This window comes from Agromyces bauzanensis, assembly GCF_014645655.1.
Taxonomy (GTDB): domain Bacteria; phylum Actinomycetota; class Actinomycetes; order Actinomycetales; family Microbacteriaceae; genus Agromyces; species Agromyces bauzanensis.
The window spans coordinates 1-18,031 of the sequence record NZ_BMMD01000015.1; the positions used below are offsets into that span (position 1 = coordinate 1).

An 18,031-nucleotide genomic window follows, 5' to 3' on the forward strand; every position below is an offset into this window, starting at 1 on the left:
GATCCTCCGTCGACAGCGCGACAACATGGTCCTTGGGCCTGGGCATGACAGACGACTCCTCCCGATCAAGTATCAATCAGGACAACCCAATCCCAACATACACAAATAATTAGGAGCGACACGCTACTAGTAGGAACTCGGCAAGCCGAGGCTGTGCTTCGCGACATAGTTGAGGATCATTTCCCGGCTGATCGGTGCCGTCCGCATGAGCCTCATCGAACCCCACAGGGTGGCCAACCCGTACTCGGTCGACAACCCGTTCCCGCCATGGGTCTGGATGGCTTGGTCCAATGCGGCCATTCCTGCTTCGGCTGAGGCGAACTTCGCCATGTTCGCGGCCTCCCCCGCCAGCGGATCTCCCTCGTCATGCAGCCATGCGGCACGCTGCGTCATCAGACGAGCAAGATCGACGTTGATCCGCGCGTGCGCCAACGGATGCGCCACGCCCTGGTGCGTGCCGATCGGAACGCCCCATACCTGGCGTCCTCGGGCGTATTCAGCTGCCTTGGCGAGCGCATATCGAGCGATGCCGTTGCCGATGGAGGCCCCCATAATGCGCTCCGGATTCAGACCCTGGAAGACCTGGCGCAGGCCATCACCCTCCTGCCCTATCAGGCAATCCGCAGGGACGCGGACGTCATCGAAGAAGAGGTTGAACTGCTTGTCTGGCGCCGTGATCTCGACTGGAATGACGGACTTCGTCAGACCGGCGGCGTCAGCAGGAACCACGATGAGGCTCAGCTGCCCACGATCCCTCTCGTCCGTCCCGGTGCGCGTCACGACGAGGATGGCGTCAGCCTCGTCCACACCGGATATGTAGTACTTGGTGCCGGACAATACATAGTCCGTGCCGTCGCGGCGAGCCTGCGTCGAGATGTTGTGCGAGTTCGAACCCGCGTCGGGTTCGGTGATGGCGAAGGACATGATCATCTCGCCTGAAGTCAGACGCGGGAGCCACCGCTGTCGTTGTTCCTCCGTGCCGAACGACTGGATGACCGACCCGCAGATCGCAGGGGACACCACCATCATGAGGAGCGGGCACCCAGCAGCGGCCAACTCCTCAGCCACTATCTGCAACTCGTATACCCCAGCACCGCCGCCGCCGTACTCCTTTGCCAGATTCACCCCCAAGAATCCGTGCTGTCCGACGGCCTTCCAGAGCTGAGTACTCTTCGCTCCTGACTTCGAGGTTTCAACGAAATAGTCGTGCCCAAAGGATCGTCCAAGCTTCGCCACCGCATTCCGGAGAGCGCTCTGCTCATCGGTTTCACGCAAGTCCATCGGTGCTCCTAACTCAATTCTCAGATGGTGGGCGCCGGAGGCGCTCATCTGCGGCCGGGCCGCTTACTCCTCGTTGCCGTCGATCACGACGAGCTCTTCGCCGTCGCGCACTGTTGCCCCCTGGAGAACCATGACCTCCCGAACCACGCCCGCGTGCGGACTCGTCACGGTATGCTCCATCTTCATGGCCTCGAGTACCAAGAGCGGTTCCGCGGCGGCGACGACGTCGCCGTTGGCAACGAGGACCCGGACCACGGTGCTCGGCATCGGCGCATTGAGCGACCCGCCGAGAGCGGCTGACGAGGTCGGCTCGAAGCGCGCGATCCGTGTGAAGGAGGTGTGCCCGATGCGACTATCGACATGCACGGTCGGTGTGTCTCGCTCACCGCAAATCTTGACCTGAAAGGCTTCGCGGACACCGCTCACCACGAGCACGACACGATCCGGCGCCAGCGCACGGACGGCGACTTCGGGGAGGTCTTCATCGTTGACCTGTGCGCGAACGGTTCCTTGGTCCAGCACGTAGGCGACGCGGTATCTCGTCTCTCCAGCCTCGAGGGTGATGGTCTGCGGCTGCGACCGGTGGTTCCGCCACCCGGCGGGGACAGTCTGCTGCACGGACGCACCCTCCCGCTTCCACACGACGAGGGCCAGGCTCGCTACGACCGCATGCAGGCGTTGTGATTCTGGTCCAGCGAGCGGGCGCCCGAGCTCGACCGGTGAATGCCGGATCAAGAATCCCGTGTCGGTATTGCCAGCCGCAAACTCCGGATGCTCCAGAATGCCGACCAGGAGGTCCCGGTTCGTCACGAGCCCGTGAATGCGGGCGCCGGCGAGCGCCGTGCTGAGCTTGCGTATCGCCTCCCGCCGACTGGGTGCCCAGGCAATGACCTTCGCCACCATCGGGTCGTAGTACTGGCTGATCGATGATCCGGTTTCGACCCCGCTGTCGATTCGCACGCCCGGCACCTCCCCGAAGTCGAAGGTGTCGAGGGTTCCGATCTGCGGCAAGAACTCCTGCAGCGGGTTCTCGGCGTAGAGCCGTGCTTCGACCGCGTGGCCGGAGAGGGCAGCATCAGCAAGCTCCGCAGGAAGCGATTCGCCCTCGGCGACCAAGAGCTGCAGACCGACCAGATCAAGCCCGGTGACAAGTTCGGTCACCGGATGTTCCACCTGCAGCCGGGTGTTCATTTCGAGGAAGTAGTAACGTCCCTGGTCGTCCATCACGAACTCCACGGTGCCCGCGCCCACATAGCCGACGGCTTTCGCCGCCACCACCGCGTCCCGCCCCATCCGTTCGCGGAGCGCGCCATCGACGGCGGGCGAAGGGCTCTCCTCGATGATCTTCTGATACCGGCGCTGAATCGAACAGTCCCGCTCGAACAAGTGCACGACAGCGCCATGCGTGTCGGCGAGCACCTGCACCTCGACGTGGCGAGGAGAAACCACGAGTCGTTCCAGGAAGACGGTCGCGTCGCTGAATGCGGCAGCGGCCTCCCGCTTGGCCGCCGCGACCGACTCGACGAGGTCGCCGGAGTCCGGCACAGCGCGCATGCCGCGGCCCCCGCCCCCTGAGGACGCCTTGACCAGCAGCGGATAGCCGAGGTCGTCGGCGGCGGTTCGGAGCGCGCTCTCGTCCAGCGTCGTGACATCAATCCAGGGCAGCGTCGGAACGCCTGCATCGGCCATGATCGACTTGGCGGCGAGCTTCGACCCCATCGCCTCGATCGCCCCCGCCGGCGGACCCACGAAGGTGAGCCCGTTTGCTGCACAGAGGCGGGCGAAACTCGCGTTCTCGGAGAGAAATCCGTAGCCGGGATGCACAGCATCCGCGCTGACTCTGAGTGCAGCGTCTACCAGCAGTTCGGGACGCAGGTAGGTCTCCGCCGGAGTCACGCCCGGCAGCCGAACTGCCACGTCGGCCTCCGCCACGTAGGGCGCGTCCGCGTCAGCGTCGGAATAGACGGCGGACGTGCGGATTCCCATTTCCCGACAGGTACGAAATATTCGCCTAGCGATCTCGCCGCGATTGGCTACCAGGAGCGTGCTTATCGAAGGCATGGCATCACATTCTGAACACGCCGTAGCCGCGTTGGCCACGGACTTCTGCATTGTGGATCACAGACAGACAAATACCCAGCACAGATCGGGTATCACGCGGATCGATAACGCCGTCGTCATACACTCGTGAACTGATCGCCAATGCAGTCTGCTCACGCTCGATCTGCGACTGCACTCGCTCACGCATTACGGCGTCGGCCGCCTCGTCAAACGGCAGACCGCGGTCCGCCGCCGACTCTTTGGCGACGATCGACATCACGCCCGCGAGTTGTTGTGGGCCCATCACCGCGGTCTTTGAATTCGCCCATGAAAAAAGGAACCGAGGGCCGAACGCGCGACCAGCCATGCCGTAGTTCCCTGCTCCGTAGGAGACGCCTATGTTGACCGTGAGATGCGGTACTCGACTATTGGTCACAGCGTTGATCATCTTCGCTCCGTCTTTGATGATCCCGGCTCGCTCGTATGTTTCTCCGACCATGTAGCCAGTGGTGTTCTGAAGAAACAGCAGTGGCGTGTCGATCTGGTTGGCGAGTTGGATGAACTGGGCCGCCTTCTCGGCCTCCTCGTTGAAGAGCACGCCTCGTGCGTTGGCCAAGACTCCCACGGGGTAACCGTGCACCGACGCCCATCCCGTGACGAGCGAGGTGCCGTAGAGCGGCTTGAATTCATCGAACCTCGAGCCGTCGACGATCCGAGCAAGAACGTCGCGCGGATCGAACGGCACCTTCGGATCCGAGGATGGGATGCCGAGGAGCTGCTCTGCGGGAAAGAGTGGCTCGTCGGGCGGTTCGCTCGGGCCCGACCCCAGTCGCCGCCAGTTCAGTCGACGCACGATCTCTCGGCCGATGCGAATCGCGTCCAGTTCGTCCTCGGCCAAATAGTCGGCAAGTCCGGAAGTCCGGGCGTGCATCTCTGCCCCACCCAACGACTCGTCGTCAGAAGCCTCACCCGTCGCCATCTTCACCAGTGGTGGCCCGCCCAGGAATACCTTGGCTCGCTCGCGAACCATCACCACGTAGTCGGACATACCGGGCATGTAGGCGCCACCGGCCGTCGCGTTGCCGAACACGAGAGCGATCGTGGGAAGCCCAGCGGAGGAATGATCAGTCAGGTCGCGGAACATGCGCCCGCCTGGTATGGCGACCTCCGCCTGCGTCGGAAGGTCGGCACCGCCTGATTCGACGAGGGTCACTACCGGCAGTCGGTTCTCCTTCGCGATCTCCATCGCGCGGAAGATTTTCTTGAAACTGAAGGGATTGAGGGTTCCTCCGCGCACGGTCGGGTCATGAGCGATCAACATGATCTCGACGTCTTCGATGACACCAATGCCGGTCACGACACTGGCACCGACGGTGAATTCGGTGCCCCATGCTGCGAACGGCATCAATTCAAGAAATGCGGAGTCCTCGTCCAATAGCCACTCAATGCGCTCCCGCGCGAGCATCTTGCCGCGTGCGCGAAGACGCGCCACCGACTTCTCGCCCCCACCATGCAACGTCGCCGCACGAACCTCTGCGAGCTCGTCAAGGCTCATCCGCATTTGGGCGTGGTTCTTCTGAAATACATCAGAGGAACTCTGCACGCGATCGGGCAATACCTGCACGGTTGTCCTCCCTACTCGATCTACATATACGTTCGAATGAAGCGCCGCGTGGGCGCTCTATGAACGGTCAGGCAGGACTGCCACGCCCGCGAAAAGAACACCCATGACGTCGTCAACGACGCGCTCCAAGGGAAGCTCGCCACCAGCTCGGTACCAGAGCGGCACCGAGTTCAGGCCTGCGAGGATGAACTTTACCAATGGAATCACTGGGAGATCCTTGAATTCTCCTGCTGCGATACCCGCCCTCAGAATGGAGGCAAGGATTTCCTCGTACCGTCGTCGAGCTGCGGCCAATCGGGGAGCTGCGGTCCTCGACATGAGCACGGCGCTATTCTCCGCGAGCGCCTTGCCCTCGACCGTAGTGCACACACGAATTACATGCGTGTACATGAACTTGCGCAGCCGTTCGGCAGGATCTCCTTCCTCCACCTCAGCCGGTTGGGAATCGATAACAGCGAGCAACAGCTCAGCGAGCAGGTCGCTCTTCGAGGATACGTAGTAGTAGAGGCTGGCCTTCGAAAGGCCGACCTTGTCGCCGATCGTCTGCAAGCTCGCGTCATGATAGCCACGGTCCGCGAACTCCCCGGCCGCCGCCTCGAGGATCTCGGTACGCCGCCGATACTGACGCAGTTCTCTGCGCCTCGTGGCTGGCAACCCTCCCACAGCCTGGCTCCTCCGAGTCTCCGCAGAGGCGGCATCGGCACGCTCAGACACCGATCTCCATGAAGAGCAACGCCTCGCCCATGGCTTTGCCTTGCGCGTCCACGCGTAACGACGTCGTACCACCGCCCCCCAAGGCGGCGGTCAAGATGAAATTGAGCGCCCCGAGATTTGGCAGCTCATATCGCTCGACCGTGCCGAGGCAGACTCCCTCGAAGTGCTGCGCCACCCGTTCCGCCGTGACCTCCCGCACCATCAGGGGGTAGTTCGAGCGGTCACGCGCGATGAGTCCGATGTTGACGGAATCACCTTTGTCGCCGGACTTGGCGTGCGCAATGTCGATCAGTCTCATACGCCATCTCTCACAATCACTTGGGGATCAACGACAGTCTTGGGAATCAGAGTCGGCCAGTAGGCCATGACCAGGCTTGGCCGAATTCGTCCGCCGGCCAGCAGCCCAGTGAAACCTGCTGGACCCATCACCAGGGGAGCTATTTCCGCCGCGAATCTGCTCACGGTGCGCTGGTCGTCCGCCCAGATCGACACCCGCAAGACAACTTCCGACGTCTCCGACGCCTCAGGGGGAATCACGCGTCCGTGAACCGACCCATAGCCGACCAGGTCGGTGCGCATCTCGCGAAACGACAGGCCGAGGTCATCAATTCGGGTTCTCAGGATCTCGTCCGCCAACTTGGCCTTTGCCACTGCATCCGGCCATGCATACGTGATCATGGCGGAACCTTGAAAGCCGTCCGAGTAGGCCATCGAGACCTTGAGTGAGTCCGTCGGTGGTCTGCCTTGAGCGCCCGTGACTTCGACCCGATCCTCGCCCACTTCTCGAACCTGGAGGCCGGTGAAGTCCGCGGTCACATCGGGTGACAGGTAGGTCGTGGGGTTGCCGAGTTCGTACAGCAATTGCTCCGTGACCGTAGCGGTCGTCACCGCTCCACCGGTCCCCGGGTGCTTCGTGACGACGAAGCTGCCGTCGGCACTGACCTCGATGACCGGATACCCGACGTGAGCGAGGTCACGCATCGTTCGCCAACCGCCCTGGAAGTTCCCACCGGTAGCCTGGGCCCCGCATTCAATCGTGTGCCCCGCGACAGTGCCCGCTGCGAGCAGGTCCCAGTCATCCCATCGCCAGCCGAACTCGTGCACGAGCGGCCCCAGCACCAGTCCCGGATCAGTGCAGCGACCGGTCACCACCACGTTCGCTCCCTCTGCCAGAGCGCGAGCAATCGGTTCGGCTCCGAGGTACGCATTGGCACTGGCGATGCGGTCGCTGACCTTTTCAAAGGGCTGACCGGTGTCCAGGTTCTGCAGCGACACCCCCTGGTGGATCAGGTCGTCCAACTTCCCCACAATGTTATCGCCGGTGACTACACCGACCCGCAATCCGCTGATCCCTTGGCTCACGGCAACATCAAGCAGGGCTTGCGCACAGCCCTCCGGATTGACCCCGCCAGCATTCGCAATCACCTTGATGTCTTTCTGAATGCATTCCCGCATGATCTCCGACATCAATTCGACGAAGTCCCTCGCGTACCCCGCGGATGGGTCTCGCTCGTGCTGTTTGCGTAGCACAGACATGGTGATCTCGGCCAGGTAGTCCAACGTCAGGTAATCGATTTCGCCTCCTCGTACCTGGGCGATCGGAGCAGAGGGACTGTCGCCCCAAAAAGCCTGTCCATTGGCAATTCTGACCATGCTCAACTCCGAACTCCTTCTCGTCGATTGCTCTCGGGTGCCAATCTTTGCAGCGCGTCGACCAATAGCATTCGAACAGTCATGACGATGTCGTCGACACTTGCTCCCCGCGACACGTCCGCAAGCGGCTGCGCCAAACCCTGCAGGAGGCCCCGCGCCCGCGCGCCACCCAGTTGTTCCGCCACCTTGTAGGCGATATTCGCCGAATCGAGGCTTGGGAAGATGAGAACATTGGCGGTACCCGCAACTTCGCCCACCGCGTGCTTGCGATCCGCCACAGCCTTCGACACAGCAGAGTCGAACTGTAATTCGCCGTCGACGACCTCCTCGGGGAAAGACTGCTTGAACAGCGCGACCGCCTCCTGGATGCGCGTGACGTGCGACGATGCGGAACTGCCGTGCGTGGAGAAGGAGAGAAAGCCGATACGCGGCTCGGTCTTCATCAAGGCCCGCCAGGATTGCGCTGTGGCGGCGGCAATATCCACGAGCTGCTCGATCGTGGGTAGCGGAGTCACCACCGCGTCCGCGAACGCCAGCGTGCCGTTCGAGCCGATGTCTGGCCGCTGCGTGTCGAGGAACATGGCTCCGCTGACCGTGCTTCTGTCCGTTGCTAAGCCGATGCATGACAGGCCAGCGCGGAGCATGTCCGCACTCGTGGTGCGCGCTCCCCCAATGGCCGCGTCGACCCACCCGCATCGCACGAGCATCGCGCCCCAGAGGGCAGGATTCGTCGGAGATTCGCGCCCCAACTCCGGCGCGTGCCCGGTGTGGCGCTCAAAGTCATCGAGCAACTGTGCGCGAACCGCGCTGTCGCTGACATCGACGATGTCAGCGACGCGCTCGTGCACTGCACGCTCGATGCCGGCCCGATCCCCCATCAGCACAGGTCGACAGAGCCCCGCTTCCTCGACCCGGGTCGCAGCGTGAAGCATTCGCGGTTCGTCGCCCTCCACAAACGCAACTCGCAACGACGAAGTGATGCCCTCAAGGTCCCGCCACGCACCGACACCGGGAGCGTTCGAGGACGCGTTATCAGGCCGTGATGTCATTGCGTTTGAGGCTCAGCAATGTTGAATACTCCTCCACTAGTACGAACTTCTTCACCTTTCCGGCCGGCGTGAGCGGATACTCAGTCACGAACTGGACGTATCGTGGCACCTTGAAGCTGGCGAGCTTTCCTCGGCAGTACTCGATGAGTTCGGCCTCCGTCGTCTCATGACCTGCCCTCAGCTGCACGACGGCAAGCCCGACTTCGCCGTACTTCTCGTCCGGGACGCCGACGAGATACGCATCCTGGACGGCAGCATGGGTGCGCACGTACGCCTCAACCTCCACCGGCGCCACGTTTTCGCCCCCGACGATATACAGGTCTTTCAGACGCCCCGTGACATGGTAAAACCCGTCCTCGTCCCGCCTCGCAATGTCCCCGGTGTGGAGCCAGCCTTCACTGTCGATAACCTCAGCGGTTTTCTCCGGCATTTTGTAGTAACCCCTCATGACGTTCGGGCCGCGAGTGCAGAGTTCTCCGTCGATTCCCGGGCCCAATTCGTCTCCCGTCACCGGGTCGACGATCTTCACCTCGCAGCCCTTGGGTCGGCCGACTGAGGCGACTCGCAGTTCGAACGGATCATTGCGGCGGGAAACCGTGATGAGGGGGGAACTCTCGGTCATGCCCATTCCGATGATGAGCGTCATCCCGAACGTGTTCTCTACAGCCCTGCTGGTCTCGACCGGACACGGCGCCCCCGCCATGAATCCCATCCTGAGGGCGTCGTAGGTGTGCTCCTTGACGCTTGGATCGTGCAGCAGCGCGATGTAGTTGGTGGGTACGCCACCAGTGTGCGTGCACTTCTCTTCGTCGAGGATGCGCAAAGCCAGTGACGGAACGAACCGATCCATAGAGATGAGCGTCGATCCGCGCTGCAACGCGCTCAGAAGGCCAAGGACGCACCCACCATTGTGGAAGAAAGGAACCGGAATGAGGTACCTGCTGTCATCCGCAAGTTCGAGTGCCTCACTAAAATGCCAGGAGTTCGTCAAAAGGTTCGCATGCGACAGGATGCAACCCTTGGGGTCTCCCGTCGTGCCGGATGTGTACATGATCATGAGTGTGTCGTCGGGCTTCACATCCGCCGTGATCCGGAGCAGATCCTCGTCCGTCATCTCCCGACCGGCGTCGACCAGCCCTTGCAGACTCAGGGTTCCGGGCAGACAAGTCTCGTCGTCCACACACACGACGTCACGCAGCATAGGGAACCGTTCGAAGCGGCTCGCGTCCGCAGTCTCCGAGTGTGCTTCGGCAGTCTCCAACTCAGGCATTAGGTTGGCGAGAGCCTGTTGGTAGTCGAGGTTCAGGAACCGAGGCGTGTACACCAGGACCACTGAATCGGACTGACGAAGCAAGTACTCGAACTCGTCCTGCCGGTAGAAGGAGTTCGCTGGCACCAGCACGGCGCCGATCATGGCTGTCGCGTGCTGGAACAAGACCCATTCAGGACAATTCGGAAGCCAGATCGCGACGTTGTCGCCATAGCCGACGCCTCGGGCACTCAGCCCCTTGGCGATTTCCACGGCCCGTCGGTAGAGCTCGTCGTAAGTCAGCCGAGTAACACGCGCCCCATTGTCCTGATAACAAACGATGGCTTCTCGCTCGGCGTTACCACTCCGTGCGGCAGCCAGTCGGTCCGGCAGAGTTTCTGTTGCTGAGTCATAAGTTGAAATCGGCAAGGCACTTTTCCTTCTTCGTTGAAGTCCTCGTGTCGGCACATGGCCGCGGCGAGGGCGAGTCCTAGTTTTCGATCGCTGGTCGGTGACTCTACCCTCGGTCAAGTTGCGAGGTCAACCGGCTCTTCGAAATCAGGGGTGTAGTGCGGGTCTGGAGCCGCCGGCTTCGAGGAGCGATCTTGCGATGTAGTGGGTGAGGTTTCGGAATCCGAGGGCGGATCCGCGGGGGTGTTCGAGTCGGCCGTTGATCGCCTCTGCCGGGCCGTTCGATGTGCCGGGGCGGTCTAAGAACGCGAGTACTGGGGTGTGACACTTTTGGTGGACGGTCGTTACCAGGAAGGAACGACAGGCAGAGATGTCTACGAGTCGCAGGAAGTTCACTGACGAGTTCAAGGCCGACGCGGTCNTCGTCGCCCGGATGGAGGATGTGCTGGAGGTTGGGGTGTGACACTTTTGGTGGACGGTCGTTACCAGGAAGGAACGACAGGCAGAGATGTCTACGAGTCGCAGGAAGTTCACTGACGAGTTCAAGGCCGACGCGGTCCAGCTCGTCGTGCAGGGTCAGCGCCCGATCGCGCAGGTCGCGAGGGAGTTGGAGATCAGCGAGAGCTCGCTCGGTTACTGGGTGAAGGCGTATCGGGTCCAGCACCCGGATCCGGAGACGGCGCCGCCTCCGACCGAGGCCGCGCGGGTCGCGCGGCTGGAGGCCGAGGTGCGGCGGCTGGCGGAGGAGAACGCGTTCCTGAAAATAGCCGCGGCCTTCTTCGCGAAGGAGCAGCGGTGAGCGAGAAGTTCACGCTGATGCACGCGGAGAAGGCCGCCTTCACGATCGAGCTGATGGCCCGTCTGCTCGGGGTCTCACGCGCCGGCTACTACGCGTGGGCCAAGCGGCGGGACACGGTGCCCCCGACGACGGCGCGGCGGGTGTGGCTGTCGGGTGTGATCACGCAGATCCACGACGACTCGCACGGCGTGAACGGGTTCCGGCGGGTGCTCGCCGAGCTGGGCCGCCAAGGGATCACCGCCTCGGAGGGCCTGCTCCGCAAGATCATGCGGGAACTGGGGACCTTCGGGATCCAGCCCCGCACCAAGAAGCGCACCACGATCCCCGCCGTAGACGTCGTGACGCGCCCCGATCTGCTGGAGCGGGACTTCACCGCCGACGCGCCCGGCACCCGCCTGGTCGGCGACATCACCTACCTGCGCACCGGCGAGGGCTGGCTGTACCTGGCGACGGTGATCGACCTGTTCAACCNAGGCCACAGCTCGGCCTCGGTCCCGCCGCGCGTGTCGCGGTACTTGATCAGCCACGTGCGGAGCGTCTCGGGACCAACGCCATACGCGACCGCGACGTCCTTGATGGTCTTCNCCGTGTTCCATTCGGACCGTGGAAGCCCAGTACACCTCCGACGAGTACGCGACCCTCGCGGGCCGGCTGGGCGTGCGCTTGTCGGTGGGCCGCACCGGGGTGCTGGGACAACTCGGTAGCCGAATCGTGGTTCTCGATGCTCAAAAAACGAGACGTACTACCGGCAGAGCTTCGCCACCCGACGACGAGCACGATTCGCCGTCATGCAGTACATCGAGGTGTTCTACAACCGCCGTCGGCTGCACTCCACCCTCGGCTACCGCACCCCCACCGAGACCCGGGCCGCCTACCACGCCCAGACCACAGCCGCGGCCTGAAATCCACAAAGAGACCGTCTACGAAGCTTGACGTTGACAGCCCAGTCGGAGTCGGACTCGGGATCTGAGACATCCCGTTCGCCCCACCGCGCCGTCACGAGAAGGGCGAGCACCAGCACCGCGAGCAGTGCCGCGAGCAGGATGGCGTCGAACACGACGGGGCGGTCGGTGGCCAGTCCTGCGGCATCCGCGATGTTCCCGATCGCCCGTCGGGCTTCCCGGCGCCGACAGCCGCGGCCGACGCGGCGGCGAGGGCCCATTTCGCGGTCGCACGACGTCGGCCGAGCAGGAGGACCGCGGTGGTCGCGAGTGCGATCAGCGCGAAGACGTGCATCGCAACCGCGAGCGCGCCCGCCACCGCGGCCGCGACCCATGCCGCAGGTCTCCCGGATCCGCCCATCGCCACGTCGGGAACGTCGAGCGCCGCATGGGCCGACGTGGCGATTCGTCACGCAACACCGGCAGATCGACACAGACTCAGGCCGAGTGCAAGTGCGGCCGGGATGCCCCACGCGGCCCTCCTTGCCCAAGCCGCCGAGCCGTCCGGCACCCGACCCGCGGCGAGGCCCCGCGACCGCGAACCCCCGGGTCGTGCCGACACGCGAGCGCTACTTGACGGGAACCGTGACGGTCTCGCCCACGACTTCGACGACGAGCTCCTCGGTCGTGGTGACGTCGACCGGCGTCCAGAACACCGTGGTGTGCGGCACGAGGTCCATCGTGCAGACCTCGTCCTCGGTGCGCTCGACGACGTCGACCGCCACCCGGTTGCCCTCACCGGCCTTGTCGAGCACTCGGATGCTGCTGCCGACGACGGGGCAGGTCGAGCTGCCGGGGATGGTCACGGCGATCTGCCCGCCCTGCTGGAGCCAGGCCGCCTGCACCTCGTCCTCGGCGGCGCCCTCGTGCCCCTCGGCGTCGCCGGCGTGGTCGTTGACGGGCAGGCCGCTGTAGTCCTCGATCGCTCCGCCGCCGGGGTTGCACGCGGAGAGCAGGAACACGGATGCCACGGCCGCTGCCACGAGGCCGGCACGGCGAAGGGGGAGGGAGGATGCCATGCCCCACATGTTATCGGGTCGCGCGCACGCGCGACGGCGACGCCCGGCGGCGGTTCCGGGTGCCCGGGCGGGGGCGCTGCGGCACCGAGTAGCATTCCGGACATAAGCAACCTCGAACGCGATCCGGTGGAGCTCACGTGCCCGCCCGAGGAGCCCACCAGGCCGCTCGTGCAGGTGCTCGCGCCGCGCGAGGTCCCGCTCGGCGGACCGCACGCCATGAACGTGCGGCGCACGCTCCCCCAGCACGGGCGCACGACCATCGGCGCATGGTGCTTCGCCGACCACCACGGCCCCGACGACGTCGCCGCCTCGGGCGGCATGGTCGTGCCGCCGCATCCGCACACCGGACTGCAGACGGTGAGCTGGCTCTTCGACGGCGAGATCGAGCACCGCGACAGCGCCGGCAGTCACGAGTTCGTGCGTCCGGGCGCCGTGAACCTCATGACCGCGGGGCGCGGCATCTCGCACTCCGAGGTGTCGACCCCGGGCACGACGCGGGTGCACGGCCTGCAGCTCTGGGTGGCGCTGCCCGAGGCATCCCGCCGTATCGAACCGTTCTTCGAGCACGCCGAGACGGTGCCCGTCGCGATCGACGACGCCCGAGCTGCCGAAGATGCGGCTGAAGCCCCGGTCGTGATAGCCGCCGGCCTGCTGAAGCCGCGACGCGGAGCAAAGCGGGCGCGGCCGGGCGGGCGGGATGCCGCGGCATCCGCCCGCGTCGTTACTGCAGCGCCGAGGTGAGCCGGGCGAGGTTGTCGAGCACGGTGGAGCGCAGCGGCTGGCGCAGCCACTCCTCGAGCGTGAGTTCGCGGCTGTTGCGGCGGTAGTCGTCTTCGGCCACGCGCATCTCGCGCACGAACGAGGCGCCGCGCACGAGGAGCGACACCTCCATGTTGAGCTCGAAGGAGCGGATGTCCATGTTGCTCGAGCCGATCACGGCGACGTCGTCGTCGATCGTGAAGTGCTTGGAGTGCAGGATGTACGGCGCCTGGTAGAGCCAGATCTTCACGCCCGCGCGGAGGAGGGCCTCATAGTACGAACGCTGCGCGTGATACACGAGCGCCTGGTCGCCGACCTCCGAGACGAAGAGCTCGACGTGCACGCCGCGCTGCGTCGCACCGCTGATCGCTCGGAGCATCGCCTCGTCGGGGACGAAGTACGGACTCGTCAGGATGATGCGCTCGCGCGCCGCGTACATGAGGGCGAGGAAGAGCTTCAGGTTGTTCTCGTTCGTGTAGCCCGGGCCACTCGGCACGACCTGGCAGTCGAGGCCCTGCGCCTCGCTCTGCTGGCCGAGTGGTACGATCTCGCGCATCGGCGGCTCGCCGGTCTCGAGGTACCAGTCGGTCGCGAAGATGGCCTCGAGGCCCGAGACGATGGGGCCCTCGACGCGCGCGACGAGCTCCTTCCATTTCAGGCCGCGACGGATGTTGCCGGGTTTGTTGTACGAGCGATCGATGATGTTCTGCGAGCCCATGAAGCCGACCTCGCCGTCGACGACGAGGAGCTTGCGGTGGTTGCGAAGGTCGGGCCGCTGGTACCGTCCGAGCCACGGTTGCACCGGCAGCATGAGCTGCCAGCGCACGCCCAGGTCGTCGAGTCGCTTCAGGGTCTTCCGGTACCCCGCGATGCGAGCCGATGCGATGTGGTCGAGGAGCGCGCGCACCTCGACACCGCGCGCCACGGCCCCGCCGAGCGCGTCGAAGAGGGGAGCCGTGGTGCGGTCGTACGCGAAGATGTAGAACTCGGCGTGCACGTACCGCTGGGCACCGCGGATCGCCTCGGTCATGGCGTCGAGCGAGCCCTGGTAGTCGCCGATGAGGCTCGCGCTGTTGGATCCGATCAGCGGCATCGCGCCGAGGTTGCGGTTCAGTCGCACGACGCCGTCGAACCAGGTGGGCCACGTCGTGCTGTCGCTCACGCGCTGGACGCCGTGCGTCGACTCCCGGATGTACTCGTCGACCTGCGCCTGCTTCTCGCGGCGATGCTTCGGCAGCTTCGGGTTGCCGATGAGCACGAAGAGCAGGATGCCCACGACCGGGATGAAGAAGATGGCCAGCAGCCACGCCATGCCCGCCGTGGGTCGGCGGTTGCGCGGCACCACGATGACCGCGATCACGCGGACGACGATGTCGACGACGATGATGGCGGCGGCGACGATCGCGGTGATCGTCGTCGCCGTGATGTCGATCGTCATCCGGCCGGACGTTCGCGACCGAGCTTCGCGCGCTCCTCGGCCTCGATGCGGGCGTACGCCTTGCGCTCACCGCGGTCGGCGCGGATGACCGAGCGCATCACGAACCAGAAGATGAGCCCGATGAGCACCGTCGGCGCGAGCGACCAGATCGCGTTCGCCCAGAATTCGTCCATAGTCCCATCAGGATACGGTCAATTCCTCGGAATCCACCCACCGGCCGGGCCGGCGGAGAGGTCGGAAGGTGGACCTCATCCGAATCGAGAAGTCGCGGATGCACGGTACGACCCACCATGCGAGCCCGTCCCTGCGCCGAACACGATCCCGAGCATGGGGCGCGCGTTCGACGGGCGCTTCGGGTCGGGGTCGGGCTCGAGTTCCTTTCTGGGGAGGGAGTCGTTCATTCGCGGCATCCGTTCATTCGGGGCATCCGCTCACTTGACCAGCGGGAACAGGATGGTCTCGCGGATGCCGAGTCCCGTGATCGCCATGAGCAGGCGGTCGATGCCCATGCCCATGCCGCCCGTCGGCGGCATGCCGAACTCGAGCGCGCGCAGGAACTCCTCGTCGAGGCGCATGGCCTCGGGGTCGCCGCCCGCGGCGAGCTTCGCCTGCTCGACGAAGCGCTCACGCTGCACGACGGGGTCGACGAGTTCCGAGTAGCCCGTCGCGAGCTCGAAGCCGCGCACGTAGAGGTCCCACTTCTCGACGACGCCCGGAATGGAGCGGTGCTGGCGCACGAGCGGCGACGTGTCGAGCGGGAAGTCCATGACGAACGTGGGGCGCTCGAGGCGGGGCTTGACGTGGTGCTCCCAGAGCTCCTCGACGTACTTGCCGGGCAGCGGGTGGTCGATCTCGATGCCGACCGCATCGGCGACCTGCTTCAGGCGCGACATCGGCGTCTCCGCCGTGATCTCCTCCCCTACGGCCTCGGAGAGCGAGTCGTACATCGACAGCCGCTCCCAGTCGCCGCCGAGGTCGAACTCGGTGCCGTCGGCCCAGGTCACGACGTGCGAACCCGAGACGGCGAGCGCCGCATCCTGCACGAGCTGCTGGGTCAGGTCGGCGATGGTGTGGTAGTCGCCGTATGCCTCGTAGGCCTCGAGCATCGCGAACTCGGGGCTGTGAGTGGAGTCGGCGCCCTCGTTGCGGAAGTTGCGGTTGATCTCGTACACGCGCTCGATCCCGCCGACCACCGCGCGCTTGAGGTAGAGCTCGGGCGCGATGCGCAGGTACAGCTCCGTGTCGAACGCGTTCGAGTGCGTGACGAACGGGCGAGCGGATGCCCCGCCGTGCATGACCTGGAGCATCGGCGTCTCGACCTCGATGAATCCGAGGCTCGTGAACGTCGATCGGAGGCTCGCGTTGACCTTGGCGCGATCGATGACGTTGCGCCGCGCCTGCTCGCGCGCGACGAGGTCGAGGTACCGGCTGCGCACCCGCGTCTCCTCGGAGAGCTCATGATGCAGGTTCGGCAGCGGCAGGATCGCCTTCGCGGCGATGCGCCACTCCTTCACCATGATCGACAGCTCGCCCCGGCGGCTCGTGATCACCTCGCCGGCGACGAACACGTGGTCGCCGAGGTCGACGAGGTCCTTCCAGTCGGCGAGCGATTCCTCGCCCACCTCGGCGAGCGACACCATCGCCTGGATGCGGCTGCCATCGCCCGACTGCAGCGTCGCGAAGCAGAGCTTGCCCGTGTTGCGCGAGTACACGACGCGGCCGGCGAGCCCGACGCGCTCGCCGCTCGCCTCGTCGACGCCGAGGCCGACGAAACGATCGCGCACCTCGGGAATGGTGGCCGTGATCGGCAGTCGCACCGGGTACGCCCCGAGACCGAGGTCGTCGGATTCCGCGATCAGCCGGTCGCGCTTGGCGAGCCGGACGGCCTTCTGCTCGGAGATCTCGTCAACGCTGATCTCCTCGGCGGTCGGCTCGGCTGCGGCATCCGTCTGGGTCTCGGCCATCGTTCACTCTCGGTTCGCGGAAACGTCCGTGCACCAGCCTACTTGGGCGCGGTTGCACGGATCTCGCCACACATCGCCTTCGGCGGCACGACTCGTAGCCAGTGCAGGAAAACGTAGCCAGTGCAGGAAAAAAGGACCCATCCCGCTCGTGGGGCAGGGATGGGTCCCTTTCTCCTGCAGAAGCCGGGTCAGCGCTGTCGCGCAGGGAGCGTGTCGAGACCCACCTCAGCCGACCTGCACGTAGGCGTTGTCGATGAGGCGCGTGCTGCCGACGTACGCGGCGACGAGCACGAGCGCGCGACCGCGGAAGTCGTCGGCGATCGGCAGGAACGTGTCGGGGTCGACGACGACGAAGTAGTCGAGGTTCACGCCCTCGTGGTCGCCGAAGGCGGCGACCCCCTCGGCGAGCAGTTCCGACAGGCCGTCGGCGGCCGCTGCCTCTGCGGCGCGCAGCGACTCGACGAGTACGAGGGCCGCCTTCCGCTGCACGGGATCGAGGTATCGGTTGCGACTGGAGAGGGCGAGCCCGTCGGACTCCCGCACCGTCGGCACCACGTCGAGGCGCACCGGCAGGTCGAGGTCGGCGACCATGCGCGACACGAGGAACGCCTGCTGGCCGTCCTTCTGGCCGAACACCGCGACGTGGGGCTGGGCGATGTTGAACAGCTTCGCGACCACCGTGAGCATGCCGTCGAAGTGGCCGGGCCGTGATGCCCCGTCGTAGCGGACGCCGATCGGACCGGCATGCACGGTGGTGCCGCCCTCGGCGCCGCGGGGATACATCTCGTCGAAGCCGGGCGCGAACACCGCGTCGACGCCGAGACCGGCGAGCGCCGCGACATCCGCCTCGAGCGTGCGCGGGTACTTCTCGAGGTCCTCGTCGGGCCCGAACTGCAGCGGGTTCACGAAGATCGACACCGCGACGACGTCGGCGAGCTCCCGGGCCCGCCGCACCAGGGCGAAGTGCCCGTCGTGCAGGGCGCCCATCGTCGGCACGAGGGCGACGGATGCCCCGGCCGCGCGTCGCTCGTCGAGGAGCGCTCTGAGTTCCGCGATCGTCGTCACCGTGTGCGTGCCCACGGCCACCTCG

13 protein-coding genes and 4 pseudogenes are annotated in these 18,031 nt (G+C 65.2%); 3 read left to right on the top strand and 14 right to left on the bottom strand.

Annotated features, from left to right (window positions below; translation table 11 throughout):
- Positions 1 to 126: 126 nt before the first annotated feature.
- The 9 genes and pseudogenes from IEX31_RS12770 to IEX31_RS12810 all read right to left on the bottom strand — a co-directional run.
- Positions 127 to 1,281 (bottom strand): acyl-CoA dehydrogenase family protein, encoded by a 1,155-nt coding sequence (locus IEX31_RS12770; RefSeq protein WP_188743820.1) that lies wholly within the window; start codon positions 1,279 to 1,281, stop codon positions 127 to 129.
- A gap of 63 nt (positions 1,282 to 1,344) precedes the next feature.
- A complete protein-coding gene (locus tag IEX31_RS12775) occupies positions 1,345 to 3,393 on the bottom strand; it encodes an acetyl/propionyl/methylcrotonyl-CoA carboxylase subunit alpha (protein WP_373285524.1) in 2,049 nt (682 codons plus the stop codon).
- Complete coding sequence (locus IEX31_RS12780) at positions 3,347 to 4,945, bottom strand: acyl-CoA carboxylase subunit beta (protein ID WP_229662340.1); 1,599 nt, start codon at positions 4,943 to 4,945, stop codon at positions 3,347 to 3,349. The genes IEX31_RS12775 and IEX31_RS12780 overlap by 47 nt, the downstream gene beginning before the upstream one ends.
- 57 nt (positions 4,946 to 5,002) lie before the next feature.
- On the bottom strand, positions 5,003 to 5,659 hold the full coding sequence (locus tag IEX31_RS12785) for a TetR/AcrR family transcriptional regulator (protein WP_188743822.1): 657 nt from the start codon (positions 5,657 to 5,659) through the stop codon (positions 5,003 to 5,005).
- Positions 5,652 to 5,957, bottom strand: a complete 306-nt coding sequence (locus tag IEX31_RS12790; protein ID WP_188743823.1) for an AtuA-related protein — start codon at positions 5,955 to 5,957, stop codon at positions 5,652 to 5,654. Before IEX31_RS12790 ends, IEX31_RS12785 begins: the two co-directional genes overlap by 8 nt.
- Positions 5,954 to 7,312, bottom strand: a complete 1,359-nt coding sequence (locus tag IEX31_RS12795; protein ID WP_188743824.1) for an acyclic terpene utilization AtuA family protein — start codon at positions 7,310 to 7,312, stop codon at positions 5,954 to 5,956. Before IEX31_RS12795 ends, IEX31_RS12790 begins: the two co-directional genes overlap by 4 nt.
- 2 nt (positions 7,313 to 7,314) lie before the next feature.
- Positions 7,315 to 8,361, bottom strand: a complete 1,047-nt coding sequence (locus IEX31_RS12800) for a phosphate acyltransferase (RefSeq protein ID WP_268236989.1) — start codon at positions 8,359 to 8,361, stop codon at positions 7,315 to 7,317.
- Positions 8,345 to 10,078, bottom strand: coding sequence for an AMP-binding protein (locus tag IEX31_RS12805; protein ID WP_229662347.1), 1,734 nt, complete (start codon positions 10,076 to 10,078; stop codon positions 8,345 to 8,347). Before IEX31_RS12805 ends, IEX31_RS12800 begins: the two co-directional genes overlap by 17 nt.
- Positions 10,079 to 10,168: 90 nt before the next feature.
- Positions 10,169 to 10,342: pseudogene (locus IEX31_RS12810) on the bottom strand (transposase); the annotation flags it as partial.
- A 187-nt stretch (positions 10,343 to 10,529) separates the two neighbouring features.
- Here IEX31_RS12810 and IEX31_RS19615 point away from each other — a divergent pair.
- Both IEX31_RS19615 and IEX31_RS19620 read left to right on the top strand, forming a co-directional pair.
- Positions 10,530 to 11,291 (top strand): annotated as a pseudogene (locus IEX31_RS19615) (IS3 family transposase); the annotation flags it as partial.
- A gap of 114 nt (positions 11,292 to 11,405) precedes the next feature.
- A pseudogene (locus IEX31_RS19620) lies at positions 11,406 to 11,722 on the top strand (integrase core domain-containing protein); the annotation flags it as partial.
- A 608-nt stretch (positions 11,723 to 12,330) separates the two neighbouring features.
- On the opposite strand, the gene IEX31_RS18950 reads toward IEX31_RS19620, so the two are convergent.
- The gene (locus IEX31_RS18950) at positions 12,331 to 12,780 is read right to left on the bottom strand and encodes a hypothetical protein (RefSeq protein ID WP_229662348.1); all 450 of its coding nucleotides are present in this window, start codon (positions 12,778 to 12,780) and stop codon (positions 12,331 to 12,333) included.
- Between the two features lie 102 nt (positions 12,781 to 12,882).
- Between IEX31_RS18950 and IEX31_RS18955 the strand changes: the two are divergent.
- A pseudogene (locus IEX31_RS18955) lies at positions 12,883 to 13,380 on the top strand (pirin family protein); the annotation flags it as partial.
- A 121-nt stretch (positions 13,381 to 13,501) separates the two neighbouring features.
- Here IEX31_RS18955 and cls read toward each other — a convergent pair.
- The 4 genes from cls to panC form a co-directional block, all read right to left on the bottom strand.
- Positions 13,502 to 14,977: a cardiolipin synthase gene (gene cls, locus IEX31_RS12825; protein WP_188743828.1), complete on the bottom strand. Its 1,476-nt coding sequence runs from the start codon at positions 14,975 to 14,977 to the stop codon at positions 13,502 to 13,504.
- The gene (locus IEX31_RS12830; RefSeq protein ID WP_188743829.1) at positions 14,974 to 15,150 is read right to left on the bottom strand and encodes a hypothetical protein; all 177 of its coding nucleotides are present in this window, start codon (positions 15,148 to 15,150) and stop codon (positions 14,974 to 14,976) included. Before IEX31_RS12830 ends, cls begins: the two co-directional genes overlap by 4 nt.
- Before the next feature lie 258 nt (positions 15,151 to 15,408).
- On the bottom strand, positions 15,409 to 16,941 hold the full coding sequence (lysS, locus tag IEX31_RS12835; protein WP_188743830.1) for a lysine--tRNA ligase: 1,533 nt from the start codon (positions 16,939 to 16,941) through the stop codon (positions 15,409 to 15,411).
- A gap of 225 nt (positions 16,942 to 17,166) precedes the next feature.
- Positions 17,167 to 18,027 (bottom strand): pantoate--beta-alanine ligase, encoded by an 861-nt coding sequence (gene panC, locus IEX31_RS12840; protein ID WP_373285525.1) that lies wholly within the window; start codon positions 18,025 to 18,027, stop codon positions 17,167 to 17,169.
- Positions 18,028 to 18,031 lie beyond the last annotated feature (4 nt).